This is a genomic window from Streptomyces sp. Y2F8-2, assembly GCF_014905555.1.
GTDB lineage: Bacteria > Actinomycetota > Actinomycetes > Streptomycetales > Streptomycetaceae > Streptomyces > Streptomyces cynarae.
This window is the reverse complement of the sequence record NZ_BNGS01000002.1, coordinates 467,912-492,489: the sequence shown is the minus strand read 5'-3', so window position 1 is coordinate 492,489 and position 24,578 is coordinate 467,912. Positions and strand designations below refer to the sequence as shown.

At 71.7% G+C, this 24,578-nt stretch carries 24 protein-coding genes and 1 pseudogene; 14 read left to right on the top strand and 11 right to left on the bottom strand.

Features of this window, described 5'->3' with window-relative positions:
* Nucleotides 1-38 precede the first annotated feature (38 nt).
* The 5 genes from SY2F82_RS07635 (at nucleotide 39) to SY2F82_RS07615 (ending at nucleotide 4,354) form a co-directional block, all read left to right on the top strand.
* On the top strand, nucleotides 39-1,322 hold the full coding sequence (locus SY2F82_RS07635; protein ID WP_200418186.1) for an ABC transporter substrate-binding protein: 1,284 nt from the start codon (nucleotides 39-41) through the stop codon (nucleotides 1,320-1,322).
* Nucleotides 1,319-2,266: a carbohydrate ABC transporter permease gene (locus SY2F82_RS07630; RefSeq protein WP_200418185.1), complete on the top strand. Its 948-nt coding sequence runs from the start codon at nucleotides 1,319-1,321 to the stop codon at nucleotides 2,264-2,266. Before SY2F82_RS07635 ends, SY2F82_RS07630 begins: the two co-directional genes overlap by 4 nt.
* Nucleotides 2,263-3,126, top strand: a complete 864-nt coding sequence (locus tag SY2F82_RS07625; protein WP_200418184.1) for a carbohydrate ABC transporter permease — start codon at nucleotides 2,263-2,265, stop codon at nucleotides 3,124-3,126. Before SY2F82_RS07630 ends, SY2F82_RS07625 begins: the two co-directional genes overlap by 4 nt.
* Complete coding sequence (locus tag SY2F82_RS07620; protein ID WP_200418183.1) at nucleotides 3,123-3,734, top strand: hypothetical protein; 612 nt, start codon at nucleotides 3,123-3,125, stop codon at nucleotides 3,732-3,734. The genes SY2F82_RS07625 and SY2F82_RS07620 overlap by 4 nt, the downstream gene beginning before the upstream one ends.
* 137 nt (nucleotides 3,735-3,871) lie before the next feature.
* On the top strand, nucleotides 3,872-4,354 hold the full coding sequence (locus tag SY2F82_RS07615; RefSeq protein WP_200418182.1) for an ATP-binding protein: 483 nt from the start codon (nucleotides 3,872-3,874) through the stop codon (nucleotides 4,352-4,354).
* Here the strand turns inward: SY2F82_RS07615 and SY2F82_RS07610 are convergent.
* Nucleotides 4,305-5,444: a site-2 protease family protein gene (locus SY2F82_RS07610; protein ID WP_200418181.1), complete on the bottom strand. Its 1,140-nt coding sequence runs from the start codon at nucleotides 5,442-5,444 to the stop codon at nucleotides 4,305-4,307. The two genes, SY2F82_RS07615 and SY2F82_RS07610, sit on opposite strands and share 50 nt — an antisense overlap.
* A 197-nt stretch (nucleotides 5,445-5,641) precedes the next feature.
* On the opposite strand from SY2F82_RS07610, the gene SY2F82_RS07605 reads away from it, so the two are divergent.
* Entirely contained in the window at nucleotides 5,642-6,103 is a 462-nt protein-coding gene (locus tag SY2F82_RS07605) for an ATP-binding protein (RefSeq protein ID WP_200418180.1), read from the top strand.
* Between the two features lie 11 nt (nucleotides 6,104-6,114).
* Here the strand turns inward: SY2F82_RS07605 and SY2F82_RS07600 are convergent, their stop codons facing one another.
* Nucleotides 6,115-6,705 (bottom strand): TetR/AcrR family transcriptional regulator, encoded by a 591-nt coding sequence (locus SY2F82_RS07600; protein ID WP_200418179.1) that lies wholly within the window; start codon nucleotides 6,703-6,705, stop codon nucleotides 6,115-6,117.
* A 153-nt stretch (nucleotides 6,706-6,858) separates the two neighbouring features.
* Here SY2F82_RS07600 and SY2F82_RS07595 point away from each other — a divergent pair, with 153 nt between their 5' ends.
* Both SY2F82_RS07595 and SY2F82_RS07590 read left to right on the top strand, forming a co-directional pair.
* Complete coding sequence (locus SY2F82_RS07595; protein ID WP_200418178.1) at nucleotides 6,859-7,878, top strand: aldo/keto reductase; 1,020 nt, start codon at nucleotides 6,859-6,861, stop codon at nucleotides 7,876-7,878.
* Nucleotides 7,879-8,032: 154 nt separating this feature from the next.
* Nucleotides 8,033-8,227 (top strand): hypothetical protein, encoded by a 195-nt coding sequence (locus SY2F82_RS07590; protein WP_200418177.1) that lies wholly within the window; start codon nucleotides 8,033-8,035, stop codon nucleotides 8,225-8,227.
* A 157-nt stretch (nucleotides 8,228-8,384) separates the two neighbouring features.
* Here SY2F82_RS07590 and SY2F82_RS07585 read toward each other — a convergent pair whose 3' ends face one another.
* The gene (locus SY2F82_RS07585; protein WP_200418176.1) at nucleotides 8,385-9,086 is read right to left on the bottom strand and encodes a class I SAM-dependent methyltransferase; all 702 of its coding nucleotides are present in this window, start codon (nucleotides 9,084-9,086) and stop codon (nucleotides 8,385-8,387) included.
* Nucleotides 9,087-9,411: 325 nt separating this feature from the next.
* Between SY2F82_RS07585 and phoU the strand changes: the two genes are divergently transcribed.
* A complete protein-coding gene (gene phoU, locus SY2F82_RS07580) occupies nucleotides 9,412-10,086 on the top strand; it encodes a phosphate signaling complex protein PhoU (RefSeq protein WP_200418175.1) in 675 nt (224 codons plus the stop codon).
* Between the two features lie 54 nt (nucleotides 10,087-10,140).
* On the opposite strand, the gene SY2F82_RS07575 is transcribed toward phoU, so the two are convergent.
* Complete coding sequence (locus SY2F82_RS07575) at nucleotides 10,141-10,302, bottom strand: hypothetical protein (RefSeq protein ID WP_200418174.1); 162 nt, start codon at nucleotides 10,300-10,302, stop codon at nucleotides 10,141-10,143.
* A 560-nt stretch (nucleotides 10,303-10,862) separates the two neighbouring features.
* On the opposite strand from SY2F82_RS07575, the gene SY2F82_RS07570 reads away from it, so the two are divergent.
* On the top strand, nucleotides 10,863-11,606 hold the full coding sequence (locus SY2F82_RS07570; protein WP_200418173.1) for a DUF4352 domain-containing protein: 744 nt from the start codon (nucleotides 10,863-10,865) through the stop codon (nucleotides 11,604-11,606).
* A gap of 98 nt (nucleotides 11,607-11,704) precedes the next feature.
* Here SY2F82_RS07570 and SY2F82_RS07565 read toward each other — a convergent pair whose 3' ends face one another.
* Together SY2F82_RS07565 and SY2F82_RS07560 are read right to left on the bottom strand one after the other, a co-directional pair.
* On the bottom strand, nucleotides 11,705-13,108 hold the full coding sequence (locus SY2F82_RS07565; protein ID WP_200418172.1) for a DUF2079 domain-containing protein: 1,404 nt from the start codon (nucleotides 13,106-13,108) through the stop codon (nucleotides 11,705-11,707).
* A gap of 47 nt (nucleotides 13,109-13,155) precedes the next feature.
* Nucleotides 13,156-13,521, bottom strand: a complete 366-nt coding sequence (locus SY2F82_RS07560) for a hypothetical protein (protein ID WP_200418171.1) — start codon at nucleotides 13,519-13,521, stop codon at nucleotides 13,156-13,158.
* 176 nt (nucleotides 13,522-13,697) lie between these two features.
* Between SY2F82_RS07560 and SY2F82_RS07555 the strand changes: the two genes are divergently transcribed.
* Together SY2F82_RS07555 and SY2F82_RS07550 are read left to right on the top strand one after the other, a co-directional pair.
* A complete protein-coding gene (locus SY2F82_RS07555; protein WP_200418170.1) occupies nucleotides 13,698-13,985 on the top strand; it encodes a hypothetical protein in 288 nt (95 codons plus the stop codon).
* A 125-nt stretch (nucleotides 13,986-14,110) separates the two neighbouring features.
* A complete protein-coding gene (locus SY2F82_RS07550) occupies nucleotides 14,111-15,253 on the top strand; it encodes a winged helix DNA-binding domain-containing protein (RefSeq protein WP_200418169.1) in 1,143 nt (380 codons plus the stop codon).
* A gap of 30 nt (nucleotides 15,254-15,283) precedes the next feature.
* Here SY2F82_RS07550 and SY2F82_RS07545 read toward each other — a convergent pair whose 3' ends face one another.
* The 4 genes and pseudogenes from SY2F82_RS07545 to SY2F82_RS07530 all read right to left on the bottom strand — a co-directional run bounded on the left by SY2F82_RS07545 (nucleotide 15,284) and on the right by SY2F82_RS07530 (nucleotide 20,296).
* Entirely contained in the window at nucleotides 15,284-15,931 is a 648-nt protein-coding gene (locus SY2F82_RS07545; protein ID WP_200418168.1) for a LysE family translocator, read from the bottom strand.
* 178 nt (nucleotides 15,932-16,109) lie between these two features.
* Nucleotides 16,110-16,214, bottom strand: a pseudogene (locus SY2F82_RS07540) (trypsin-like serine protease); the annotation flags it as partial.
* A gap of 273 nt (nucleotides 16,215-16,487) precedes the next feature.
* Nucleotides 16,488-19,367, bottom strand: a complete 2,880-nt coding sequence (locus SY2F82_RS07535) for an AAA family ATPase (protein WP_200418167.1) — start codon at nucleotides 19,365-19,367, stop codon at nucleotides 16,488-16,490.
* 92 nt (nucleotides 19,368-19,459) lie between these two features.
* On the bottom strand, nucleotides 19,460-20,296 hold the full coding sequence (locus SY2F82_RS07530) for a LuxR C-terminal-related transcriptional regulator (RefSeq protein ID WP_200418166.1): 837 nt from the start codon (nucleotides 20,294-20,296) through the stop codon (nucleotides 19,460-19,462).
* Between the two features lie 102 nt (nucleotides 20,297-20,398).
* On the opposite strand from SY2F82_RS07530, the gene SY2F82_RS07525 reads away from it, so the two are divergent.
* Both SY2F82_RS07525 and SY2F82_RS07520 read left to right on the top strand, forming a co-directional pair.
* The gene (locus SY2F82_RS07525) at nucleotides 20,399-22,078 is read left to right on the top strand and encodes an AMP-binding protein (RefSeq protein WP_200418165.1); all 1,680 of its coding nucleotides are present in this window, start codon (nucleotides 20,399-20,401) and stop codon (nucleotides 22,076-22,078) included.
* On the top strand, nucleotides 22,075-23,697 hold the full coding sequence (locus SY2F82_RS07520; protein ID WP_200418164.1) for an AMP-binding protein: 1,623 nt from the start codon (nucleotides 22,075-22,077) through the stop codon (nucleotides 23,695-23,697). Before SY2F82_RS07525 ends, SY2F82_RS07520 begins: the two co-directional genes overlap by 4 nt.
* Before the next feature lie 13 nt (nucleotides 23,698-23,710).
* Here SY2F82_RS07520 and SY2F82_RS07515 read toward each other — a convergent pair whose 3' ends face one another.
* Nucleotides 23,711-24,424: a hypothetical protein gene (locus tag SY2F82_RS07515; RefSeq protein WP_200418163.1), complete on the bottom strand. Its 714-nt coding sequence runs from the start codon at nucleotides 24,422-24,424 to the stop codon at nucleotides 23,711-23,713.
* Between the last annotated feature and the right edge of the window lie 154 nt (nucleotides 24,425-24,578).

The following is a 24,578-nucleotide window of genomic DNA, read 5'->3' as shown; positions in this document are numbered from 1 at the left end:
TGAAGCGTGTAAGCGCTTTCTGGCGAGAGGGGTGACCCATGCCCGGAAACAGGACGAGGGTGTCCTGCTCAGTGGCCGTGGTGCTGGCGCTGTGCGCGGCGCTGTCCGGCTGCGGGGGCACGGATGACGGCGGCTCAGGCGGCAAGGTGGTGCTCCGCTACACCTGGTGGGGCAACCCGGACCGCGCTGCGAGAACCGAGAAGGCCATCGCGCTCTTCGAGGAACGGCACCCCGGGATCCGGGTGCAGACGTCGTTCTCCGGCTACGACGCCTACAAGCAGAAGCTGGCCACCCAGGCCGCCGGCGGCGACGCCCCCGACGTGATGCAACTCGACTACCGCATGATCGACCAGTACGCGTCCGGCGGCGTCCTCCTCGACCTCGGCACCCAGAAGGCGGCCCTGGGCACCGCGGAGATCGACGCCGGACTCCTCGCCACCGGCAGGGTGAACGGCAAGCAGTACGCGATCCCGCAGGGCCGGGGCACCGAGACGATGGTCTACGACGTCAAGGAGTGGAAGTCGTCCGGTGTCGCCCTTCCCCGCGAGGGCTGGACGTGGAGCCAGTGGGCCGACGCCATGCGGCAGTTGGCGAAGAGGACCGGCAAGCCCGGCGGCACCGACCCGGGGCAGAGCGAGGACGCCTTCGAGGTGTGGCTGCGCGGCCAGGGCAAGTCCCTCTACACCAAGGACCGGAGGCTCGGCTTCACGGCCGACGACCTGACCCGCTGGTGGATCTTCACCGACAAGCTGCGCCGTGAGGGCGCCGTCTCGCCGGCCGAGCAGACCACCCAGCTCGACGGTTCGGTGGAGAACACCCCGCTGGGCCGCGGCAGGGCGGTGTCCGACGTCAACTGGGACGCCCCCGCGAGCGGTTTCCTCGCCCTCGTACCGGACGGCATCGCGCTGGCGCCCATGCCGTCGGGCGAGGACGGCACCCCGGGCCAGTACTTCAAACCGTCGATGTTCATGGGCGTCTCCGCGCACACCTCCCACCCGCAGGAGGCCGCCGAGCTGATCGACTTCATGATCGACGACCCCGACGCCGGGGCGATCCTCGGCGCGGCCCGCGGCATTCCCGTCAACGAGTCCCTGCGCGACAAACTCGCCCCCGCGCTCAAGGACTTCGACAGGACCATCTCCGACTACCAGTCCTCGCTCGAAGGCGACCTCAAGGCTCCGCCGCAGGCGCCGCCCTCGGGCGACAACGCGCTGCAGACCACCTTCCAGCGCGACTACGACCAGGTGTCGTACGAGCGGATGTCGCCCCGCGAGGCGGCGAAGAACTACATCACCGAGGCGAAGGCGGAGCTGAGGTCATGACGGCAACCGACGTACAGGCCACGGGAGTTCCCCGGACGCGCCCCGCGACCCCGAGCCGGCCGAAGCGCCGCCGTGAGGGTGCCGCCTGGGTGTTCCTGTCCCCGTGGGTGCTCGGCGCGACCGTGCTCACCCTGCTCCCGATGGCAGTCTCGCTCTACCTCTCCTTCACCGACTACGACCTGTTCAACCCGCCGCACTGGGTGGGCCTGCGCAACTACACGCAGATGTTCACCGAGGATCCGCGCTACTGGCGCTCGGTCGTCGCCACGCTGACGTACGTCGTCATCGCCGTACCGCTCCAACTCGGGCTCGCCCTCGTCGTCGCCCTCGCGCTGAAGTCCGTGCGCCGCGCCAAGGGCTTCTACCGCTCCGCCTTCTACGCGCCCTCCCTGCTCGGCGCCTCCATGTCGATCGCCCTCGTCTGGCGGGCGATCTTCAACGACGGCGGTACGGTCGACCACCTCCTCGGCACCGGCGGCTGGGTCACCCGGCCCGGCTGGGCCCTGCTCGCGGTGGCGCTGCTGACGGTGTGGCAGTTCGGCGCGCCGATGGTCATCTTCCTCGCCGGACTCCAGCAGATCCCGGGGGAGCTGTACGAGGCCGCCGAGGTCGACGGGGCGAGCCGGTGGCGGCAGTTCCTGTCCATCACCGTGCCGATGCTGTCCCCGGTGATCTTCTTCAACCTGGTGCTCCAGACCATCCAGTCCTTCCAGGTCTTCACCCCCGCCTTCGCGGTCAGCGCCGGCAAGGGCGGGCCCGCCGACTCGACCCTGTTCTACACGCTCTACCTCTACGACCGCGGCTTCGTCGCCTCCCACATGGGCTACGCCTCCGCGATGGCCTGGGTGCTGCTGCTGGCGATCGGCGCGGTCACCGCGGTGCTGTTCCGCACCTCGCGGTCCTGGGTCTTCTACGCCTCTGACACCGATGGGGGAGCCCGATGAGTACGACCGCCTCCGCCTTGCGCAAGCCGGTCGCCTGGCGCCGCGTGGCCCTGCACACCGGCTGTCTGGCCGCGCTGCTGGTGATGCTCTACCCGCTGGCGTGGCTGCTCGCGACCTCGCTGAAGCCCGCGAACGAGGTCATCGCCAGCCTGAACCTGCTGCCCAGCCACTTCGAGTGGTCGAACTACAAGACGGCGTTCGACGGCGTGAACGGCGTCCCGGTCTGGCGGCTGCTCGGCAACTCCCTGCTCATCGCGGGCGGCGCGGTCCTCGGCAACGTCGTCTCCTGCTCCCTGGCCGCGTACGCCTTCGCCCGGTTGCGGTTCCGCTTCCGCGGGCCGCTGTTCGCCTTCATGATCGCCACGATCATGCTGCCGCACCACGCGGTGCTGATCCCGCAGTACATCATCTTCAACAAGCTCGGCATGGTGAACACGTACTGGCCGCTGATCCTGCCCAAGTTCCTGGCCACGGAGGCGTTCTTCGTCTTCCTCATCGTGCAGTTCATGCGGGGGCTGCCGCGCGAGCTGGAGGAGGCGGCGCGGATCGACGGCTGCGGGCCGTTCCGCTCCTTCTTCCTGGTCATCCTGCCGCTGACCCGCCCCGCCCTGATCACCACCGCGATCTTCACCTTCATCTGGACGTGGAACGACTTCTTCACCCAGCTGATCTACCTGTTCTCACCCGAGAAGTTCACGCTGACGCTGGCGCTGAGGTCGTTCGTGGACGCCTCCAGCACCTCGGCGTTCGGGCCCATGTTCGCGATGTCGGTGATCGCGCTGCTGCCGATCGTGCTGTTCTTCCTCGCCTTCCAGCGGTTCCTGGTGGAGGGCATGGCGAGCTCGGGGCTCAAGGGATGAACGGGCGTACGACCCGGGAGCCCGGGGAGGTCTTCGGCCCGCGGATGACGCTGTTCGCGGACGTGCTGAGCGTGGGCCTGGCGACGGCGGTCGCGGCCCTGCCGCTGCTGACCGCGCCCGCGGCCCTGTCGACGGCGTGCGCGGTCCTGCGCGGGGTGCGGGACGACCGGCCGGTAACGGCGCGGCGGTACCTGCGGGTGCTGCGTGGCCGCCTGCGGGCCGGGGACCTGGCGGCCGGGGCGGTGGCCTTCGCGGGCGTTCTGCTGCTGGCGGCGGACCTGGCCCTGGCGGGCGCGGGTCTGCCGGGGGCGCCGGCGTTCACGGCCGTGGCCGCGGCGATCGGCGCGTGCGCCGCGGTGGTGGGCCTGAGGGCCTGTGCCCGCCCCGAGTCACTGAACGACTGGCCGACGGCACTGCGTACGGCGGCGCGCACCGCCGCCCGGGACGCGGCGGGCAGCGCCCTGATCCTGCTCGCCCTGGCGACGGCGGCGCTGTGTGCGTGGATGCTGCTGCCCCTGGCGTTCCTGGCTCCCGGTCCGCTGGCGATGGCCGTGACGGCGGTGGAGGGGAGGGGCCGGGAGGCGGGAGAGGCAACCGGGCTGAACTGAGCGCCTGCGGGTGCTGCTGCGGCGGGCAGCGGGTCCGTGGGCCGGACGACGCTCGGGCACCGGGGGTCGAGGAATGGTGCCGGGGAAGTCCTTGTTCTTCCTTGTGGAACCGATCCCCGTGAGAGGGCGTGATCGGCATGGAGACCATCGTCGACACCCGCGGTCTCCCTCGCACCTGGATGCTGGCCCACCGCCCCGAGGCCGCCGGAGAAGCGCGGAAGATGGCCGAACGGACCCTGGCGGGCTGGAAGGTGGCGCCGGAGATCGCCGATCCGGTGCTGCTGGTGGTGTCCGAACTCGTGACCAACGCCGTGGAGCACGCCCGACCGCCGCTCACCCTGCGACTGAGCCGGGATGCCGGCACCGGCCGGGTGCGGGTGGAGGTCACCGACGGAGGGCCCGCCGCCACGGAAGGGGAGTGGGCGGCCAGTTGCGGCGACGAGGAGCGCGGACGCGGCCTGGACATCGTCGACCGGGTCGCCGCCGCCCACGGCGACCATCTCGAGACCGGCCACGCCATCCACTGGGCCGATCTGACCACCGCGGCCTGGCCCCGGTCGCGCGGACGGCTCAACCCTCCCGGCGGGGTGTGCCGGTCAGCCAGGTCACGACACGGCTGATGTCGGCGAGCGTGACGATGCCGACCAGACGCCCGTCGTCCAGTACGAGTGCCCGACGCTCCCGGCTCTCCTGGAGGCGGGGCAGCAGGTCCACGACCATGTCGCCGGGTGCGGCCGTCTCGATGTCCGCGAGCGGGCGCATCACCTGGCCGATCGTGGTGGTCGGCCGGGCGTGCGGCGGGACCTCGCGGACGGCGCCGGCGGTGACCAGCCCGGCCACGCCTCCGTCGGGCGCCAGGACCGGGAAGGCGGAGTGACGGAACCGGTCGAAGGGCGTGTCCGCGAGGAACCGGGCGATGGTCTCAGCGGCGGGCACGGTGACCGGGTCCCAGGTCATCACCCGGCTCACCGGGACGCCCTGCAGGGCGCTGCGCAGCTCCGCCTGGCGGGCCTCCGCGGTCGCCGTGCTGATCAGGAACCAGCCGATCAACGCCGACCACAGTCCCGACAGGTTGCCCGCGAAGAGCACCGCCGCGAACCCGCCGCCCACCAGCAACCAGCCGAGGACGCGGCCCGCGGCCGAGGCGCCCCGGGTCGCCCGCACCCGGTCACCGGTGCGGTGCCAGAGGAACGACCGCAGCAGCCGTCCGCCGTCCAGCGGGGCCGCCGGCAGGGCGTTGAAAACGGCCAGCACGATGTTGATGGCGGCGAGCCAGGCGACGGCCTCCACCACGAGACCCGAGACGTGCAGGGCGTCGAGCCCCACGGTCAGGCCGGTGCACACCCCGCCCGCGATCAGACTGGTCAGCGGCCCCACCACGGCGATGCGCAGTTCCACACCGGGCGTCGGCGCCTCGGTGCGCAGCCGGGCGGCACCGCCCAGCATCCACAGTGTGATGCCCTCGACCTGCACGCCGTTGCGGCGTGCGACGACCGCGTGGGCGAGTTCGTGTGCGAGCAGCGACGCCAGGAACACCAGTGAGGTCAGCAGCGCCGCCACCCAGTAGGCCCAGGCCGGATGGCCGGGGTGGGCCGCGGGAAGCCGCCCGCGGGCCAGGACGACGGCGACCAGCACGATGATGACCAGCACACTCCAGTGCAGGCCGACGCGCACGCCGGCGATGCGCCCGAGAGACAGTGTCTCCTTCACCGAACGCCCCGCCTTCCCGGCGCCCGGCCCGTCGGCCGCGATCCCGCCCGGGCGGCCGCCGGGCGCGCGCCGCTCTCGTCACGACGCTCTCCAGCGGAGATGACTCCTCCGCACTCTCCATCGTCCGCCCGGTCCGCGGGAACGCCGAGCCGCACGGGGCTTCGCCCGTCCGCCGGCCTCGTGTCATCGTGGCCCGTATGGGGACAGGACTGGACATGGCGGTGCTCGTCGGGCTGCAGGCGTCGGGGAAGTCCACCTTCTACACGCAGCACCTGTCCGGCCGGTACGTGCTGGTCAGCAAGGACCTGTTCCCCCGGCGCGCCCGCAACAAGCAGCGGCGGCAGATGCGGCAGGTGCAGGAGGCCCTCGCGGCGGGGCGGCCGGTGGCGGTGGACAACACCAACCCCTCACCGCAGGAGTGGGGCCCGCTGGTGGAAGCGGGCCACGCCCACGGCGCGACGGTCACGGCGTACTGGTTCCCGCCGGACCTCACGGGCTCGCTCCGCCGCAACGCTGCTCGAGAGGACCGTGTGCGCGTCCCGGACGTCGGCGTGTTCGCGACCCTGAAGCGGCTGCGCAGGCCGTCCCCGGCGGACGGGTTCGACGCGGTCCGGGAGGTGCGCTTCGACGGGCGTGGCGGCTTCGAGATCAGGCCGTAGGAGGTCAGAGCTCAGTGCGGCCGGCGCAGTCCTCCGACGAGGAGCTCGACCAGTCGGCGGGCGTCGTAGCGGGGGTCGTTGTCCGCGCCGATGCAGAGGTTGCCGACGCCGCGCATGAGTTCGTAGCCCGCGATGTCGGAACCGATCTCGCCCGCGGCGGCCGCGGCTTCGAGCAGCTGGGTGCAGACGGGCACGAGGCGGTCGAGGAAGTAGGCGTGCAGTGTGTCGAAGCCGGCGTTGTCGGACTGCAGTACGGCGGCCAGCCCGTGCTTGGTGACCAGGAAGTCGACGAAGAGGTCGATCCATTCCCGCAGTGCTGCGTACGGCGTTGCGCTGCTCGCCAGCAGGGCCGGACCGGCGTCTGCGCAGGCGTCGACCTGGTGCCGGTAGACGGCGATGATGAGGTCCGCCCGGGTCGGGAAGTGGCGGTAGATCGTGCCGAGCCCGACTCCGGCCTCGGCCGCGATGTCGCGTACCGGCGCATCCACGCCTGACCGGACGAACACCGTGGCGGCCGCGTCGAGCAGCGCCTCCTTGTTGCGCCGGGCGTCCTTCCGTTTGGGCGCGGCCGTCCGCCCTGCGCCCTCGTCGCTCTCGCTCACCACGCCGCTCCCTCCACGACCACCCTTGCAAAAGCGGAACGGTGTTCCGTATCGTTCCGGAACGAGGTTCCACTTGTTCATGATGTCAGAGCAGGGGTCCGGCACCAAGTCATGCCCTGCCGCCCCGCCCCACCCTCGATGGAGGACACAGCCATGCAGTACCGCACCTTGGGCCGCACCGGAGTGCAGGTCAGCTCCCTCGCGCTGGGCGCGATGAACTTCGGCCGGATCGGGCGCACCACCCAGAACGAGGCCACTGCCATCGTCGACGCCGCCCTCGAGGCCGGGATCAACGTCATCGACACCGCCGACATGTACGGCGACGGCGAGTCGGAGGAGATGGTCGGCAAGGCCGTCGCCGGCCGCCGCGACGACATCGTGCTGGCCACGAAGGCCGCCATGCCCATGGGCGCCGAGCGCAACCACCGGGGCGCTTCGCGCCGCTGGCTGGTCACCGCGCTGGACGACAGCCTGCGCCGCCTCGGTGTCGACCACGTCGACCTCTACCAGATCCACCGGTGGGACCCGAACACCAGCGACGAGGAGACGCTGTCGGCCCTGACCGATCTGCAACGCGCGGGAAAGATCCGCTACTTCGGTTCCTCCACCTTCCCCGCATACCGGATCGTGCAGGCGCAGTGGGCCGCCCGGGAGAACCGCCTGAGCCGTTACGTCACCGAGCAGCCCAGCTACTCGATCCTGCAGCGCGGCGTCGAGAGCCACGTCCTGCCGGTGGCCGAGGAGTACGGACTCGGCGTGCTCGTGTGGAGCCCGCTGGCCTCGGGCTGGCTGTCGGGTGCGGTCCGGGCGGGCCGGGAGGTCACCACCCACCGCTCGGCGTTCATGCCGGAACGCTTCGACACCGCCGTCCCCGCCAACCGTGCCAGGCTCGACGCCGTCGAGCGGCTGGCCGAGGTCGCCGACGAGGCCGGACTGACGATGATCCAGCTCGCGCTCGGCTTCGTGACCGCGCACCCCGCCGTGACCAGCGCGCTCATCGGCCCCCGCACGCCGGAGCATCTGCACGCGCAGCTCGCCGCCGCGGACACCGTGCTCTCCGCCGACGTGCTCGACGCGATCGACGGGATCGTCGCTCCCGGCACCGACCTGGCCCCGCACGAGAAGCACGACACTCCGCCCGCGCTCCTCGACCCGTCGCTGCGGCGCCGTTGATCGCCCGAGGGTGCGGGTGTCCGGCGAGAAGGTCGACGAGCCTCGCTGCGGGCCTGACGGAGACCGTATTGCGTCACCGTCTTGACAGGTGACGCGGCGGGATGTGAGTCTGACATCCGCAAGGCGAGAAGCCACCGACTGAGCGGAGTTGGCCATGGAGAGCCAGAGCACCGTGGACAGTGCTGCTGCGGCACGTCAGGCACGGTTCGGCACGTTGCCGGAGCGTATTCGCTTCGAGGACATGGTCGAAGAGAAGCAGGCGACGCCGAACGACCCGGCGCGGAACGCCTACAACCCCGAAGGGTCATGGATGTCCTTCTCCTGCCTGGCCGCCGATCTGGGCCTCTGAGCCGGTCTTCGACTGAGTGCCGTACCTGGCCGTCCAGGTCACCGGGAGTCGCCGGTCGCCCTCGCGGAGGGGGAGGGCGACCGGAGGCTGCCGCACCGACGCCGCCGCCGGTGCGGCAGCCTCCCGCAGCCGGTCCGGTCAGGGGTGAGGGGGTGCCTCAGAACGCGTGGAACTCCTCGAAGGGCGGTTCGAACGAGGGGTCGGGCAAGCGGAGGGCCTTGCAGCGACTCCTCGGCTCGGACGGAGAGGCGGCGCCGGCCGTCGTCACGGCTTCGCCGGGGAAGGCGTCCGGAATCGCCGTCCACCCCAGGTTCCGCTCGTAGTAGCGCACGGCGGTTCGCACGGACGGCGCCCAGTCGTCGTCGATCACGATCAGCCCCCCGGGACGAACGATCTTTCGCAGGAAGTAGAGATCGACGAAGACTTCGTGGAACCGGTGACTGCCGTCCACGAACGCCGCGTCGGCGCGGATCCCCTCGGCGAGGAGTTGTGGGAGCGCGATCGATGAAGGAGTGGGCATGAGCGAGGCGATCGAATCCAGCCCGGCAGAGCACAGCAGATCCCAGCCGACGTTGGACCAGTCACGTTCCTGGAACGGGTCGATGATGATGTGCCGGGGGTGCGGCGGGTTCACGGTGATCAGCGCCTCGCCGATCGCGAGCGCGGAACTGGCGTACGCGAGACCGATCTCGACAACCGTCTGCGCGCCCTCGGAGATCAATAGGTCGCGCAGTTGGTCGCACTCGCGTTCGGGCACCGTGACCGTCTCGAAGTCCGCCTCGCGGTCCCGCCTCCACGCAGGCCCCTCGTGCGCGAGCCGACGGCGTACCTCGCGGACCCGCGTCCTGCGTGCACCCATCGAACCAGCCCCTCCGCCCGGCGCCGATGCTCCGGCTTCGCAGCCTAGCCGCTTGCCCTCGGATTGCTCGGGGCCGGCCCCGAGCCCGCCGCGATGCGCGGCGGTTGACGCTCCGGTGCGGTGACGGCGGCGTCCGCGTGTGGCTCACGTACCGGCAGAGTGAGGGCGCCCGGTGCAGTATGGCGTGGTCGAGATCATCGCGCGCCGCGTGCTCGTGTGGCGAATCCGGTCAAGGGTCTGAGGCGTCGCTGGTGGCGTGGGTGATGTGTGCGAGCCTGGCAGTGGGGCGAAGGCCGGCGGACACACGACTGGGGGTGAGGACGCGATGCGCGAGGCGTATCACGAAGAGCTGGCTTCGATCGGTGACGGACTGGTGGAGATGGCGAACCTGGTCGGCTCGGCCATCGGTCTGGCCACCACCGCGCTCCTGGACGCCGATCTGCAGCTTGCCGAGAGCGTGATCTCAGCCGACCAGAAGGTCGATGACCTGCAGCGCGACCTGGAGAACCGGGCGGTCACGGTGCTGGCGCGGCAGCAGCCGGTCGCGACCGACCTGCGGACCGTGGTCACCTCGCTGCGTATGAGCGCGGACCTGGAACGCTCCGGAGACCTGGCCCGGCATGTGGCCAAGCTGGCCCGGATGCGCTATCCCGAACGGGCCGTGCCCCGCGATCTGCGCCGCACGATCCTGGAGATGGGGCAGCTCGCGCAGCGCCTGATGGCGCAGGCGGCCGAAGTGATCCTCACCCAGGACGTCAAGGCAGCACTCCAGCTGGAGCAGGACGACGACCGCATGGACGAGCTCCACCGTGCGATCTTCCAGCACCTGATGGACGACCGGTGGCACCACGGGGTGGAGACGGCCGTGGACGTCACACTGGTCGGCCGTTACTACGAGCGGTTCGCCGACCATGCGGTGTCGGTGGCCCGGCGCGTGGTCTACCTGGTCACGGGCGAGCGTGCGGATGACCTGCCCACGGGCGGCCCGAGGGGCATGTGACTCGCGGGGGAGTGGGTTCGCGCAGTCGATCGTCGAACGGATGGCGGTGAGGTTTCACGGCTTACGGGCCAGAAGCTGCACCGCCTGCGACCGGTGGCCGTTCATCGTGCCGACGTCGATCCGGCGCTCGTCCACCAGGTCGAATCCGGACAGCACGGCGTGCAACTCGGCGATGTCGTGGTGTCGGAACACCGCGCCGTCGTCAGTGGCGAACACCCCGTACGGTGCAGCCTACGGCCCTCCGGAGGTGCCGGTCGGGCGTTTGCGGCTGATCCCGCGATCATGGCACCCCGGTTCTCCGAGTCGGCACAGGCGCGGTCCCCTGCACCGCACGCAGGCCGCCGCTATCCGCTCGAGAAGGCGGGCGAGTGACCTCAGCCCGAGCCGGGTGGCGCCGTCTCGCCGCCGTCCTCGTCCGGTTCCGCACTCGCCGGGCGAAGCGATGTGTCGATCGCCTTTCGCCGAGGCGGCCGTGCCCCGGCAACCGAGTCGGCAGCACGAGCCAGCTCGGCCCTCAACTGGTCGAATGCCGGCGCCCCTGACAGGTCCCGCAGCCTGCGACTTCTGCTCATGCAGCACCAACGCGCCACCGCACCGCACGTAACCGAAATCCCACCGAATGGAGCACGCCCGTTGCGAGGGAGGTGGCTGGCCGACGGACGCAGGTTCGGCGGCGCGGGTTGCTTCACCCCCTCCATTTTTTTACGTGAATCGTGCAACCATACGGTTCCTTTACGTGTCCATCACACGTACACCACGAAACCCTGGGGGGAATCATGAGCCAGCAGCAGTATCCGCAGCAGCAGCCGGGCTGGGGCGACCAGCAGCAGCCGGGCTGGAACGGCCCGCAGCAGCCGGGCTACGGCGCCCCGCCGCCGTTCCAGCCGCAGCCGCCGAAGAAGTCCAACGCGGGCAAGGTGATCGGCTTCGGTTGTCTCGGCGTCGTCGCCGTCGCCGTCGTCATCGGCATCGTCAGCGCGGTCGTCGGTAGTGGCGGTGGCAGCACCGTCACGGACAAACCGCAGGCGAAGGCCTCCGCCGCTGCAGGCGCGGGCGGCAGTCAGAAGAAGGCCACGGAGGAGCCGGCCGCGAAGAAGCCCGAGGTTGCCAAGGTCGGCGACACGATCACGGTGAAGGGCATGGAGGACGGCAGCCGACTGGATGTGACCGTCGTCAAGGTCGCTGACCCTGCCAAGTCCAGCGACGAGTTCATGACCCCCGACGCCGGAAAGAGATACGTGGGCGTGCAGTTCCGGCTCGTCAACACCGGCACCGCTGTGTACGGCGACAGTCCCTCAAACGGTGCGCAGGTCGCTGACACGCAGGGGCAGCAGTTCGAGTCGACGTTCGCGGACATCACCGCCGGGCCGTCCATGTCCGCCGACGTGAAGCTCAAGCCGGGCGCGAAGGCGCTGGGTTGGATCGTGTTCGAGGTGCCGAAGGGCTCGAAGGTGGCGACAGTGCAGTTCACGATGGACTCGGGATTCGCGGATCAGACCGGGGAGTGGAAGCTGCCCTGACGCGGTGTTGAGTATGGCCCGGTCGTTCGCGTGAGCGGCCGGGCCGGCGCGAGCAGGTCATTGAGGGACCGGTCGTCTGCCGGTCGTAGCCGCCGGCGTCAACGAACCCTCTTGAGCAGCCAGACCTGGTCCGTGTGGAACACCGTCCGGTACGTGGCGTGCCGATAGTCGCCGGTCACCGCGGAGGGCTCCACCTGCCACTGCCACCAGGTGCCCTTGGCCTGGTCCAGCAGGATCCACTGAGGTGGTGCCGGGCATCGGTTCCAGCACACGTCGTTCCGGGCGCCCAGCGACGCCAGCTGGCCCATGGTCGCGGCCACCGTCTGTCCCGACGGGATCATCCGCTCAGCCTGCGACGCCGCTTCGATGTGCTGGGGAGTGCGGTAGGTGCCCGGCTGCCACAGCTCATGCAGGGGCGACTGGAACACCATGGCGGCGGCCACGGCCACCATCAGCGCCGGTCCGTGCGCGCCAAGCCAGGGCGACAAGCTGCCCCGCGCCCACGACGGCCGGGTGCGCAAACGGTGGAGACCGTCGATGGCCGCGACGAACAGGATCGGCATGGCGGTCGCGCTGTAATGCCAGCTGGTGCCCCAGTAGGCGTGGTTGGAGGAGACCAGCCGAAGGGCCACGGCGGGCACGGCGGCGAGCGCCAGCGGTGAACGCAGGGCAAGGCCGGCCGTAGGCAGTAGGAGCAGCGCGAGCAGCGGGCCCTTCGCCTCCCAGCTGGTCGCGAGGACACCAAGGTGGTGAGGGCTGTCCTTCCAGTACGGGTAGGTGCCGCTCGGGTTCATCGCCGGTATGAGGACGTAGGTGGCGAGCAGGGCCCAGCCGACTCCCCACACGGCGAGCAGTCCTCCTGCGAGCCTCTGCCGGTAGAACAGCGCCACGATCAGGCCGATCGTGGCGAGTGTCCAGCCCTGGTCCTCTTTGACCCACACCAGAGGGACGGCCCACCAGAAGGCCGCCCACGGACAGCGGCGGGCCAGTGCGGACATCGAGCAGGCCAGCAGCGGCACGGCGAAGGCGATCTCGTGGAAGTCGTACCACACCATGTTGGCCAGGCCCCACGACAGGCCGTAGGCCGCGGCGATCAGCCGGGCCTCGTTCCGCGTCAGCAGCTGCTCGGCCGCCCGGTACACCGGCACCACGGAAGCGGCGGCCAGCGCGGCTTGGGCGACGAGCAGCGTCACCGCAGACGGGAACACGCGGAAGAACGGCGCGAGGACCATGAGGACGGGCGAGTAATGGTCGCCCCGCTGGTCCATGTCCTTGATCGCCACCATGGGCGCGTCGCCCTTGGCGTAGTGGGCCACGGCCTCGGTGAAGATGCCCAGGTCCCAGGAGGCCGGGCTGCCGGTCAGGTAGCGGGCCACGGACAGCGTCGTGTACAGGGCGAACACCACGGTGACGATGGCCCACAGCGCCGGATCGCCCGCCCGTATCCGGTGGACGAGCGTGACTGGGTGGACGGCTGAGGGGCTGTCGGATATGGCGGGCACCGCTACAGCATCACCACTCTGCCCTCACAGCTCAACCTGACCTCGCATCACTTCACTTCGCACCAGCAGCCCTGCACCGCCCCGGCACCACCGGGCCGTCGAGCGCGGTCGCTCGCCGGTAAGTCGGCGTGGATGCTCGGCCGGACCTCCACGATGATGTCCGCGTCCGCTCCGTCGCCCTCTTCGTCGCGCCAGAGGAAGACCCGTACGTGCCTCGCCCGAGGGAGGCCGAGGGCCTGCCACTCGGTCATCAGGTCGGCGACGACGAGAGAGACGGCGTATCGAGGTCCCTCGCTCAAGTCATCGGTGGTGATCATGCCCCGCCACCGTTCGGGGTCGCTGCCGTAGGGGCGCCACCCCTCCGAGCCGTGCGGTTCGAGCACCCTGTACACCCAGTCCGTCTCGGTGTCCATGCGTCGATCCTGTCACCACGGACGCAGCGCGGCATCGGATCCGCCGTCGACGGCCACTGCGACAACGGAGGGCCCCAGTCGCAGATCACAACACGGACACAGCGTCACTCGAGTATCACTCAAAGTGCGCGTTCGGGTGCATGATTTCGGCCACCACTCGGCCTCCAAGGAGATCCATGCGCCGCCACACCATCTCCCTACTCGCCGCAGCCGTGCTCATGCTGACCGGATGCTCCGCCTTGGGCTCCGGCAGCGACGAATCCTCGGCGCCGAGCCCCTCCGCGACAGCCGGGGCGGCCGACGACGCCGCCCGCGCGGAGCGGATCGCCACGTGCACCAAGGCGATCGTCGCCGCGAAGGACGACACCGCGGACAACGGCCTGCCCCAGTGCGCGAAACTGTCGCCGGACGACTACCTCAAGGCCATCGAGGACGCGAAGAAGCAAGGAGGCGGAGCGCCGTAGAAGCGGATCGGCGACGCCCGGGCGTCCGCCACCAGCGGCAGGGACCGGCCCCGTCGGAAGCCCGGCGGGGCGCCGCTCGGCCGTTGCGGACAGCAGATGTCCGCAAGCCCCGCTACCGTCCCGGCATGACGAAGACGAGCCCCGCGGCACGGAAGGCCGACCGGCCCACAACCACCGCTCCCCTCCTCCCGCACCGCGCCCTCAACCGCGCCACCCTCGCCCGTCAGCTGCTGCTCCGCCGCTCGCCGCTGTCCGCGAAGGCGGCCGTCGCGCACCTGGCCGGCCTCCAGGCGCAGAACGTCAAGCCGCCGTACTACGCGCTCGCGGCACGGCTGGAGGGCTTCGCCCCCGAGCATCTGTCGCGGCTCATGGCCGACCGCGAGGTCGTCCGAATCGTCACCCTGCGGTCCACCATCCACACCCACACCGCCGACGACTGCCTCACCCTGCGGCCGTTCGTCCAGCCCGCACGCGACCGGGAACTCACCGCCTTCCGCAAGGGTCTCGCCGGCGTCGACCTCGACCGGCTCGCCGCCCTCGCCCGCGACCTCGTGGAGGCCGAACCGCGCACCATGGCGCAACTGCGGGACGCGCTGCTCGGCGAGTGGCCGGACGCCGACCCGCAGGCCCTCGCACTGGCCGCCCGCTGCCGGCTGCCCCTCGTCCAGGTCACCCCACGCGGCCTGTGGGGGCTGAGCGGCCAGGTCGCGCTCACCACCGCCGAGCACTGGCTCGGGCGCCCCGCCGAGTCCGCCCCGGCGCCCGACTCGGTCGTCCTGCGCTACCTCGCCGCCTTCGGCCCGGCCTCGGTGAAGGACATGCAGACCTGGGCAGGGCTCACGCGGCTGCGGGACGCCTTCGAGCGGCTGCGCCCGCGGCTCGTCACCTTCCGCGACGAGCACGGCGTCGAACTCTTCGACCTGCCCGACGCCCCCCGCCCCGACCCGGACACCCCGGCTCCGCCGCGTTTCCTGCCCGAGTACGACAACCTGCTCCTCTCCCACGCCGACCGCTCCCGCGTCGTGCCCCCCGACCTCAAGGGCCGCAACGCGGTGGGCAACCAGGCCTACCGCACCCTGCTCGTCGACGGCTTCCTCGCGGGCGTGTGGAAGCTGGAGGAGGACGCGCTCGTCATCGAGCCGTTCCGCGGGCTGACCGGGGCCGAGCGGGACGAGGTGGCCGAGGAGGGGGCGCGGATGCTGAAGGCGATGCACGAGGGCACGTCGTACGACATCCGGTTCGGTACCGTCGTCCCCCCACGCCCCTGACGCCGATGCGCGACGCGGTCCCGCGGCGCCTCAGTCCGCCCGCCCGGTCACCGCCACCGTCAGCCCCAGCCCGATCATCGTGAACCCGCCCGCGCCGCCGATCAGCGACAGGCGGCGGTCGGATCGGGCGAACCACGTGCGGGCGGCGGACGCCGTCAGCCCCCACAGGGTGTCCGTGACCAGGCCGATCGCGATCGGGACCAGGCCCAGCAGGAGCATCTGCAACGGCACACGACCCGCCGAGTGGTTCACGAACTGGGGGAGTACCGCGGCGAAGAACACCACCCCCTTGGGGTTGGTCGCGCCCACCAGGACGCCGTCCAGGACCGTACGGAGATCGCCGCGCGCCGGGCCCGTCGGCACCGCCCTGATCGCCGACGCCTTCAGCTCCTTCCGGTGCCGGAACGCCTGCACGCCCAGGAGGACCAGGTACGCCGCCCCCGCCAGCTTGACCGCCATGTAGAGGGCGACCGACCGCTCGACCAGCGAGCCGACGCCGACCGCGACCGCCACCACCAGCAGGTAGGAGCCGAAGACGTTGCCGAGCGCGGTAGCCACGGCGGTGCGGCGGCCGTGCGCGAGCGCCCTGCCGATCACGAACAGCACGCTGGGACCGGGGATCACGATCACCAGCAGGGACATCGCGGCGAACGCCAGGAAGCGGTCCGTGGACACCATGTGCGGCCCTCCCATCCGTCGCCCATTCAAACAGGCGGGGAAGTGCAGGACCATGGAAGTGACGTGGAGAGGGGGCGTTGCGGGCCGCTCGTGGAGGCCCGCAACGCCCCCTGGTATCTACCTGGGGTGTCACCCCAGGAGCCTTCTGGGACTTACGTGTTGACCTGCGCGGTCACCACGCTCTCCGTACAGCCGTCGCCCAGGAAGTGATCCCTGCCAGGACGCCCCCGGTGAGCGGGGGACCGCCGCTGTCGCCCTGGCAGGTGTCCATGTCGCCGGAGGAAGTGAGCGTGCCCGTGGCGGCGGCAGCGGTCGCCACGGCGGCAGCGGCGGCCTTTCTGACGCGTTTCGGCCCGGACATGGGTCTCCTCGTGGGGTTGCCGGTGGGGGGTCGCGCGAGTGGGGACCGGCCCCGGTGTGCCCGGCGAGCGGCACGCCTTTACGCTAGAAGCCGGAGCGGTCCGCTCCCAATGAGGGAACGCCCTAGGCGAGTTGGGCAGGGAAAACCCTCGGTCCACGCGCGCGAACCGGCCAGGGGCGTGTCGTGTGCGCTGGTTCAGCTCGCGCGGTGCCCGGCCGCCAGACGCACGATGTCCACCCGTGACCGGATGCCCAGCTTGCGGTAGACCCGGGTCAGCGTGGCCTCCACGGTCTTGACGCTGATGAACAGCCGGGCCGCGATCTCCCGGTTCGTCGCGCCCTCCATGACCAGCGCGGCGACCTGCCGTTCCGTCGCGGCCAGGCTGTCGAGGGCGGCCGCAGCGACCGGCGCCGGCCCCGTCGGACGAGGCTCCGACCGCGCCGGGTCCGTGACCGTGGCCGTCTCCACCAGGCGCAGCCACGGCATCGCCCGGCAGCGGCGGAAGAGACGGGTCGCCTCGTCGTACGACGCCGGTCCCGACCGCCCGGCGCGCAGCCCCGCCAGCGCATAGGCCGCCCGGGCCTCCTCGAGGCCGTAGCCGAGCCTCGCGAGCCGGTCCCGCGCCGCCGTCAACTGACGTTCTGCCGCGTCCCCTTCGCCACGTGCCGCCCGGACCAGGGCCTCCGCCCGGTCCAGCACCGCGAGCACGCTCTCCCGCCGGAGCCTGAGCGCGTGGGCGCGGGCGGCGTCGATGACGTCCTGCGCCTCGGCCGGCTCCCCGACGCGCACGAGCGCCTCCGCGAGGTCGCCGTGCCAGCGACCCCGAGCCGGATCGGTGACCCCGAGCCCCTCCTCCAGCTCCCTCACCCGGCGCAGGGACCGGACGCTCCCCGCCGCGTCCCCGGCCACCAGCTGGGCGTGCCCCAGCGCGGCCAGCGCCCGCGACAGGTAGATCACGTCGCCGTCCTCCTCGGCCCGGCCCACGGCCTCCTGGGCCAGTGTCAGCGCCCGCTCCGCCTCGCCGCCCGCCGCCTCCGCCAGTGAGGTGAGCATGGCGCTGGCGGCCTCCCCGATCCCGGTGTCCCGCGCCAGCCTGAGGCTCTCCCGCGCCAGGTCGAGGGCCCGCCCGCAGTGCCCGGCCCGCAGTTCGGTCTCGGCGAGGCCGCGCAGGAAGTGCACCTCGGCCTCCACCATGCCGCGCCGCCGAACCTCGCGCAGCAGCGCGCTGACCGTCGTGCGCGCCTCGGAGAGCTGGTCGCTCATGATCAGCCAGCGGAACCGCACGGCTCCGACGCCGTTGTGGTCGCACGCCACCCGCGCGTCCTGCGGTTCCCTCATCGCCCGCTTGATGGTGCGCGGAGCGTCCGGGTGCCCCATCAGGGTCTCGGCCTGCGCCTGGAAGGCGAGGGCCAGCAGCTCGTTGCGCCGGTCACCGGCCCGCGCCGCCAGCTCCGCGGCGAGGGCGCCCTCCTGCCGGGCCCGGGCGAAGTCGCCCTCCACCAGCAGTGCCCGCCAGGCGAGCTGGTAGTGCACCAGGGTGAGCAGCCGGGGGTCGTCGCCCGCGTCCGCCAGCGCCTGCGGGAAGACCGCGTCGACCTCGGCCATCGCGTGCCCGGCGGCGTCGATCACCACCATCCACGCCCGCACCCTGTCCGCCGGTTCCGTCGCGTGGGCCAGCACCTCGCGGGCGATGTCCCGGGCGAGGTCGGTCTCCCCGGCGGTCAGCGCGTCCTCGGCGGCCTGCAGCCGCCGCTCGTCCGGGCCCGGCACCGCGTCCGCAGGGGTGTGCCGGGCGGCGAGCAGCCCGAGCCCCGCCGCCACCGAGGGCGCGCCCCGGTCCCGGGCGGCGGACGCGGCCTCGGCGAGCCGCTGCGCGACCCGCGGATCCGTGCCGGTGGTCGCCAGCGCCAGGTGCCGGGCCCGCTCGATCGGGTCGGAGGCCGCCGTCGACAGCGCCGCGTGCACGGCGCGCCGCTCCTGGGCGCTCGCCTGCGCGTACAGCGCGGCCGATATCAGCGGATGCGCGAACCGCACGCCCGGTGCGTCCCGCTCCGTCACCAGCAGCCCGAGCGCGGCGGCCTGCGCGGTCTCCGCCTCCGCGTTGTCCCGGCCGGCCGCGCGCAGCAGGGCCAGTGTGGGCCGGGCTCCCGCGCTCGCCACGAGCAGGGTGCGGCGGGCCTCGTCGGACAGCGCCTCCAGCCGGTTGAGCACCAGGGTCCTCAGCGAGGTCGGCACGGGCAGCGGCTCACCGGGCCTCGGCGGAGTCGGGCTCTCGGCGAGGGCGCGGCCGAGCTCCAGAGCGAACAGCGGGTTGCCGCCGCTGGTGCGGTGGATCTCCCGCACTGTGGAGCGGGGCAGTCCCGTGTAGCCGCGGTGGTCGAGAAGCGTGGCGATCCGGGCGCGCGACAGCGGGCCCACCCGGAGGGCGAGGGTGTCCGGCGGGGACGCGCCCAGATGGCGGTCGTACTCCTGGCCCTGCTCGGCATGGGTGCGCACCGCGCACAGCATCTGCACCGGTGTGCCGCCGAGGCGCCGCGCGGCGAAGCCGAGGAGTTCGGTGCTGGCCGGGTCCAGCCACTGAAGGTCGTCGGCGACGATCAGCACGGGGCCGCGGGCGGCCAGCGCGCGGAGGGTGGAGAGCACGGCGAGCCGCAGCGCCAGTCCGTCCCGCTGCATCGTGGACTCGCCGCGGCCGGTGAGCGCGGACTCCAGGGCGGTGCGCTGCGGGGCGGGCAGCCGGTCGGCGACCTCGTCCAGGACGAGCCCGAGCAGGTCGGCGAGGGCCAGGAAGGGAAGGTGGGATTCGGACTCGGTCGCCGAGCAGCGCAACACGGTGCGCACCGTTTCGCCGTATTCCGCGGCCAGCGTCCGCAGGACCGTCGACTTTCCTATTCCGGCGGGGCCGTGCAGCAGCACACTTCCCCCGTCGGCGAGCTGCCGGCGCGCCGCCGTGCACAGCTCCTCCCGGCCGATGACCTGGTCATGGTGGGGTCTCGCAGGCTCCTTGAAGTCCCGTCGCACGGTGCCGCTCCCCTCCGGGTGTCGTGTCCTGGCCAATATTAGGCGTCCCGTCATTGAAAATTCGGACGGCGGCATGGTGAGGGAAACAACAAGCGGTGACTCGAGGGAATTTCATCGGAGTACCGAATGAATCGGAAACTACAGGTCTACGGGAGCAACCCGGCCCGCCGCGCCGCCACCACCGCCTCCCATCTGCTGTGCGCGCCGAGCTTCCGCATCGCCGAGCGCAGGTACCCCTTCACTGTCTCCGGGCGCAGCCCCAGCCGCTCGGCGGCCGCCGCGTTGGTGGACCCGATCGCCACACACGCCAGGACGTCCACCTCCCGCGGGGACAGCCCCACGTTCCCCGCCGCCGGTCCCGGGGAGGCCGCTCCGGCCAGCCGCCCGCACACATCGAGGAGCTCCGCCCGCAGTGCCACGTCCTCCACCCGCTGGGCGAGCGCCCGCAGCGCGCCGTGTGCCTCCCGCACCTGCTCCCAGGCCGCCCCGGCCGGGCCGGAGGGCTCCCGCACCGCCGTCAGCAGGCTGCGCGCCTCGTCCCGGGCGACCAGCGCCTGCTCCACGTCCCGCGCCGCCTCCACCGCCGCGCTCAGCGTGCGGTCGCCCAGCGGCTGCGCCGTCCGCAGGGCGCCGTAGAGCACCCCGCGCACCCGGCGCCGTACGACGACCGGCACCGCGAGGACGGACCTCAGGCCCTCCGTCGCCACCGCCGCGTCGTACTCGTGGCTGATCTGCCGGGACGCCGAGTAGTCGGTCACCGCGCACGGCCGGGCCAGCGCCGTCACCTTGCCGCCCAGGCCGCTGCCGGAGACGACGGCGAGCGAGCTGAGCGCCGCCGTCGCGGTGCCGCTCAGTTCGCTGATGCGTATCTGCGGCCGCCCGGACTCCACCAGTCCGCCGAAGGCGACCGGCAGCCCCGTGACCCGCCGCAGCCGCACCAGCGCGCTCCGCACCTGAACCGTCTCGGCTGCGTCAACTGCCACGTGCTCGCCCCTCCGTCGCGGCGCACCCCCCGTTCGGGGGTGGTGAGACCTGCGTCACCGATTACACGATGTGAGACGGCTGTCCGGCAATGAGGAGGACACATGACGGCGAACACCGACGCGACGGACGCGTTCCGGACCGCGCGGGACTTCCTGCTGGCGCACCGGGAGGACTACGCGACGGCGTACGAGGGCTTCCGCTGGCCGCGGCCGGCGTACTTCAACTGGGCGCTCGACTGGTTCGACGTCGTCGCGGACGGCAACGACCGCACCGCACTGCACATCGTGGAGGAGGACGGCTCCGAGGAACGCCTCACCTTCGCCGAGATGTCCGAGCGCTCGAACCGGGTCGCCGGCTGGCTCCGGGAGCAGGGCGTGCGCGCGGAGGACCGCATCCTGGTCATGCTGGGCAACCAGACCGAGCTGTGGGAGACCGCGCTGGCGGCGATGAAGCTGCGAGCGGTCGTCATCCCGGCCACCCCGCTGCTCGGCCCCGCGGACCTGCGCGACCGTGTCGACCGAGGAAGGGTCCGGCATGTGATCGTGCGAGCCGAGGACACGGGCAAGTTCGCCGAGGTGCCCGGCGGCTACACCCGGATCGCGGTCGGCGGCGCGCCGGAAGGCTGGCGGGCGTACGAGGACGCGTACGCGGCCGACGCGGACTTCGAGCCGGACGGTCCCACCCACGCCGACGACCCGCTGATGCTCTACTTCACCTCGGGCACCACCGCCCGGCCCAAACTGGTCGAGCACACCCATGTGTCGTACCCGATCGGTCATCTTGCGACGATGTACTGGATCGGCCTCAAGCCCGGGGACGTGCACCTGAACATCTCCTCGCCGGGCTGGGCCAAGCACGCCTGGTCCAACCTGTTCGCCCCGTGGAACGCGGAGGCGACCGTGTTCATCCACAACTACACACGCTTCGACGCGCCCCGGCTGATGGCGGAGATGGACCGCGCGGGCGTGACGACGTTCTGCGCGCCGCCGACGGTGTGGCGCATGCTGATCCAGGCCGACCTCACCCAGCTCGCCACCCCGCCACGCGAGGCGGTTGCCGCCGGGGAGCCGCTGAATCCCGAGGTGATCGAGCAGGTGCGCAGGGCCTGGGGGGTGACCATCAGGGACGGCTTCGGGCAGACCGAGACGGCCGTGCAGGTCTCCAACAGCCCCGGCCAGCCGCTGAAGACGGGCTCCATGGGGCGGCCGAGCCCCGGCTTCCGCGTGGAGCTGCTGGATCCGGTGAGCGGCGCGCCGGGCGCGGACGAGGGCGAGATCGCGCTCGACCTGTCCGTACGGCCGGTCGGCGTGATGACCGGCTACCACGGCGACCCCGACCGTACGGCCGAGGCCATGGCGGGCGGCTACTACCGCACCGGCGACATCGGCTCCCGGGACGCGGACGGCTACATCACCTACGTCGGGCGGGCCGACGACGTCTTCAAGGCCTCCGATTACAAGATCTCCCCGTTCGAGCTGGAGAGCGCGCTCCTGGAGCACGAGGCGGTGGCCGAGGCGGCCGTCGTACCGGCGCCGGACGAGCTGCGCCTCGCCGTCCCGAAGGCGTACGTGGTGCTCGCCGCGGGCTGGGAGCCCGGCCCGGACACCGCGAAGGTCCTCTTCGAGCACTCCCGCGACGTGCTGGCCCCCTACAAGCGCATCCGCCGCCTGGAGTTCGGGGACCTGCCCAAGACCGTCTCCGGCAAGATCCGCCGGATCGAGCTGCGCGAGGCCACGGCCGCAGGCTCGCAGAACGAGTACCGCGAGGAGGACTTCCGGTGAGGGAACCGACGGAGCTGTCGTACACGCACGGGACCGGCACGACGCCGCTCCTCGGCGACACCATCGGCGCCAACCTCGACCGCGCGATCGCCGCGTACCCCGACCGGGAGGCCCTGGTCGACGTGGAGTCCGGACGGCGCTGGACCTACGCCGAGTTCGGCGCCGCGGTCGACGAGGTGGCGCTCGGGCTGCTCGCCAAGGGCGTGCGCAAGGGCGACCGGGTCGGGATCTGGGCGGTCAACTGCCCCGAGTGGGTGCTGGTGCAGTACGCCACCGCGCGGATCGGCGCCATCATGGTGAACATCAACCCCGCCTACCGCGCCCACGAGCTTCAGTACGTGCTGAAGCAGGCCGGGATCTCGCTCCTGGTCGCCTCCCTCGCCCACAAGACGAGCGACTACCGGGCCCTGGTCGACCAAGTGCGCGGCAGCTGCCCGGAGTTGCGCGATACCGTCTACATCGGCGATGCCACCTGGGACGCTTTCACGGCGGGCGCGGTGACGGTCCCGTACGACCGGCTGGCGTCCCTCGCGGGCGAGTTGAGCTGCGACGACCCGGTCAACATCCAGTACACCTCGGGCACCACCGGCTTCCCGAAGGGCGCCACCCTCTCCCACCACAACATCCTCAACAACGGCTACTGGGTGGGCCGTACGATCGGCTACACGGAGCAGGACCGGGTGTGTCTGCCGGTGCCGTTCTACCACTGCTTCGGCATGGTCATGGGGAACCTGGGCGCCACCTCCCACGGGGCCTGCATCGTCATCCCGGCGCCGTCCTTCGATCCCCGGGCCACCCTGGAGGCCGTCCAGCAGGAGCGCTGCACCTCCCTGTACGGCGTGCCGACGATGTTCATCGCCGAGCTGAACCTGCCCGGCTTCGCGGACTACGACCTGTCGTCCCTCAGGACCGGCATCATGGCGGGCTCGCCATGTCCGGTCGAGGTGATGAAGCGGGTGGTCGGCGAGATGCACATGGAGCAGGTGTCCATCTGCTACGGCATGACGGAGACCTCCCCGGTCTCGCTGCAGACCCGGATGGACGACGACCTGGAGCACCGCACGGGCACGGTGGGCCGGGTCCTCCCGCACATCGAGGTCAAGATCGTCGATCCGGCGACCGGGGTGACCGTGCCGCGCGGTGCGGCGGGGGAGCTGTGCACCCGCGGCTACAGCGTGATGCTGGGCTACTGGAACGAGCCCGAGAAGACCGCGGAGGCCGTCGACCCCGGCCGCTGGATGCACACCGGCGACCTCGCGATGATGCGGGAGGACGGTTACGTCGAGATCGTCGGCCGCATCAAAGACATGATCATCCGCGGGGGCGAGAACATCTACCCGCGTGAGATCGAGGAGTTCCTGTACGCGCATCCGAAGATCGCCGACGTGCAGGTGGTCGGGGTCCCGGACGAGCGGTACGGCGAGGAGGTCCTGGCCTGCGTGATCCCGCGCGACCCGGCCGACCCGCCGACCCTCGAGGAGCTGCGGGCCTTCTGCGAGGGACAGCTCGCCCACTACAAGATCCCGAGCCGGCTGCAGACCCTGGACGCCTTCCCGATGACGGTCTCGGGCAAGGTCCGCAAGATCGAGCTGCGGGAGAGGTTCGCGGAACCGGCTTAGAACGAGGGACGGTTCAGGCCAGGCCGGCGGCCAGATCGTCGGCCTGCCTGTTCACCGGCTGGGGCGCGCCGGTGAGGTCGAGGACGAAGAGCGGGACGCCGAGGCGGTCCGCGGCGGCACGGGCGGCGTCGGCGTATCCCGCCAGCGAGAAGCACACGCAGCGTGCGGACTCCGACAGGGCGGTGAGCCACAGGCACTCCACGTCCCGCAGCGACGCCGGACGCACCGTCGGCTCCACCAGCGCCCGCATCCCCTCCGCCGCGAGCAGGACCCCGCTGGGCGGACGCTCCTGGGCGCGCCGGACGTCGTGGTGGCCGAGCCGGCGCAGGCAGAGCGCGGCCGCGCCGATGGCGTCGGCGGCCGTGCGGATGGTGACGGGCTGGAAGACGGGACTCTGTTCACGCCGACCGCCCGCGCCGTCCCCGGCGGAATCCGCGCGTGGCGCCCCGCTCACCGGGGCCTCACTCACCGGGACACGGAGGATCGTCCCGCACGGGCAGTCCAGCTCCGGGCAGGGCCACTCGCCCTCGCGGCCACAACTCCCGCAGCGGACCGCCACCCAGCCGTCGGCCCAGGTGCGGCGGGTGACCACGGAGGGCCACGAGAGGCGGTTCAGCGGCGGCGCGACGGGCGCGCCGCACACGCACGGATACGACGGCGCGGCGTACACATGCTCGCGCCGGCAGACCGGACAGGACACCGGCACGCTCTCGGGCATGGCTCCCATGGTGCTTCCGCGGATGCCCACTTGTCCCCGACTTCGGCGATCGGGCACGCCTGATGGGCCGTGTCTTGACGGCTCTGCTTGCCATGCCTACATTGCTTCCAGATAGCAGAAAGTATATTCCGCTATACGGAAGCTGGAAGCCGAAAGGCCCATT

Bases quoted from the DNA above. Each gene is read 5' to 3' on its own strand.
- SY2F82_RS07635 (WP_200418186.1), top strand. From the start codon at position 39: ATGCCCGGAAACAGGACGAGGGTGTCCTGCTCAGTGGCCGTGGTGCTG.
- SY2F82_RS07630 (WP_200418185.1), top strand. From the start codon at position 1,319: ATGACGGCAACCGACGTACAGGCCACGGGAGTTCCCCGGACGCGCCCC.
- SY2F82_RS07625 (WP_200418184.1), top strand. From the start codon at position 2,263: ATGAGTACGACCGCCTCCGCCTTGCGCAAGCCGGTCGCCTGGCGCCGC.
- SY2F82_RS07620 (WP_200418183.1), top strand. From the start codon at position 3,123: ATGAACGGGCGTACGACCCGGGAGCCCGGGGAGGTCTTCGGCCCGCGG.
- SY2F82_RS07615 (WP_200418182.1), top strand. From the start codon at position 3,872: ATGGAGACCATCGTCGACACCCGCGGTCTCCCTCGCACCTGGATGCTG.
- SY2F82_RS07605 (WP_200418180.1), top strand. From the start codon at position 5,642: ATGGGGACAGGACTGGACATGGCGGTGCTCGTCGGGCTGCAGGCGTCG.
- SY2F82_RS07595 (WP_200418178.1), top strand. From the start codon at position 6,859: ATGCAGTACCGCACCTTGGGCCGCACCGGAGTGCAGGTCAGCTCCCTC.
- SY2F82_RS07590 (WP_200418177.1), top strand. From the start codon at position 8,033: ATGGAGAGCCAGAGCACCGTGGACAGTGCTGCTGCGGCACGTCAGGCA.
- SY2F82_RS07585 (WP_200418176.1), bottom strand. From the start codon at position 9,086: ATGGGTGCACGCAGGACGCGGGTCCGCGAGGTACGCCGTCGGCTCGCG.
- phoU (WP_200418175.1), top strand. From the start codon at position 9,412: ATGCGCGAGGCGTATCACGAAGAGCTGGCTTCGATCGGTGACGGACTG.
- SY2F82_RS07570 (WP_200418173.1), top strand. From the start codon at position 10,863: ATGAGCCAGCAGCAGTATCCGCAGCAGCAGCCGGGCTGGGGCGACCAG.
- SY2F82_RS07560 (WP_200418171.1), bottom strand. From the start codon at position 13,521: ATGGACACCGAGACGGACTGGGTGTACAGGGTGCTCGAACCGCACGGC.
- SY2F82_RS07555 (WP_200418170.1), top strand. From the start codon at position 13,698: ATGCGCCGCCACACCATCTCCCTACTCGCCGCAGCCGTGCTCATGCTG.
- SY2F82_RS07550 (WP_200418169.1), top strand. From the start codon at position 14,111: ATGACGAAGACGAGCCCCGCGGCACGGAAGGCCGACCGGCCCACAACC.
- SY2F82_RS07545 (WP_200418168.1), bottom strand. From the start codon at position 15,931: ATGGTGTCCACGGACCGCTTCCTGGCGTTCGCCGCGATGTCCCTGCTG.
- SY2F82_RS07535 (WP_200418167.1), bottom strand. From the start codon at position 19,367: ATGACGGGACGCCTAATATTGGCCAGGACACGACACCCGGAGGGGAGC.
- SY2F82_RS07525 (WP_200418165.1), top strand. From the start codon at position 20,399: ATGACGGCGAACACCGACGCGACGGACGCGTTCCGGACCGCGCGGGAC.
- SY2F82_RS07515 (WP_200418163.1), bottom strand. From the start codon at position 24,424: ATGGGAGCCATGCCCGAGAGCGTGCCGGTGTCCTGTCCGGTCTGCCGG.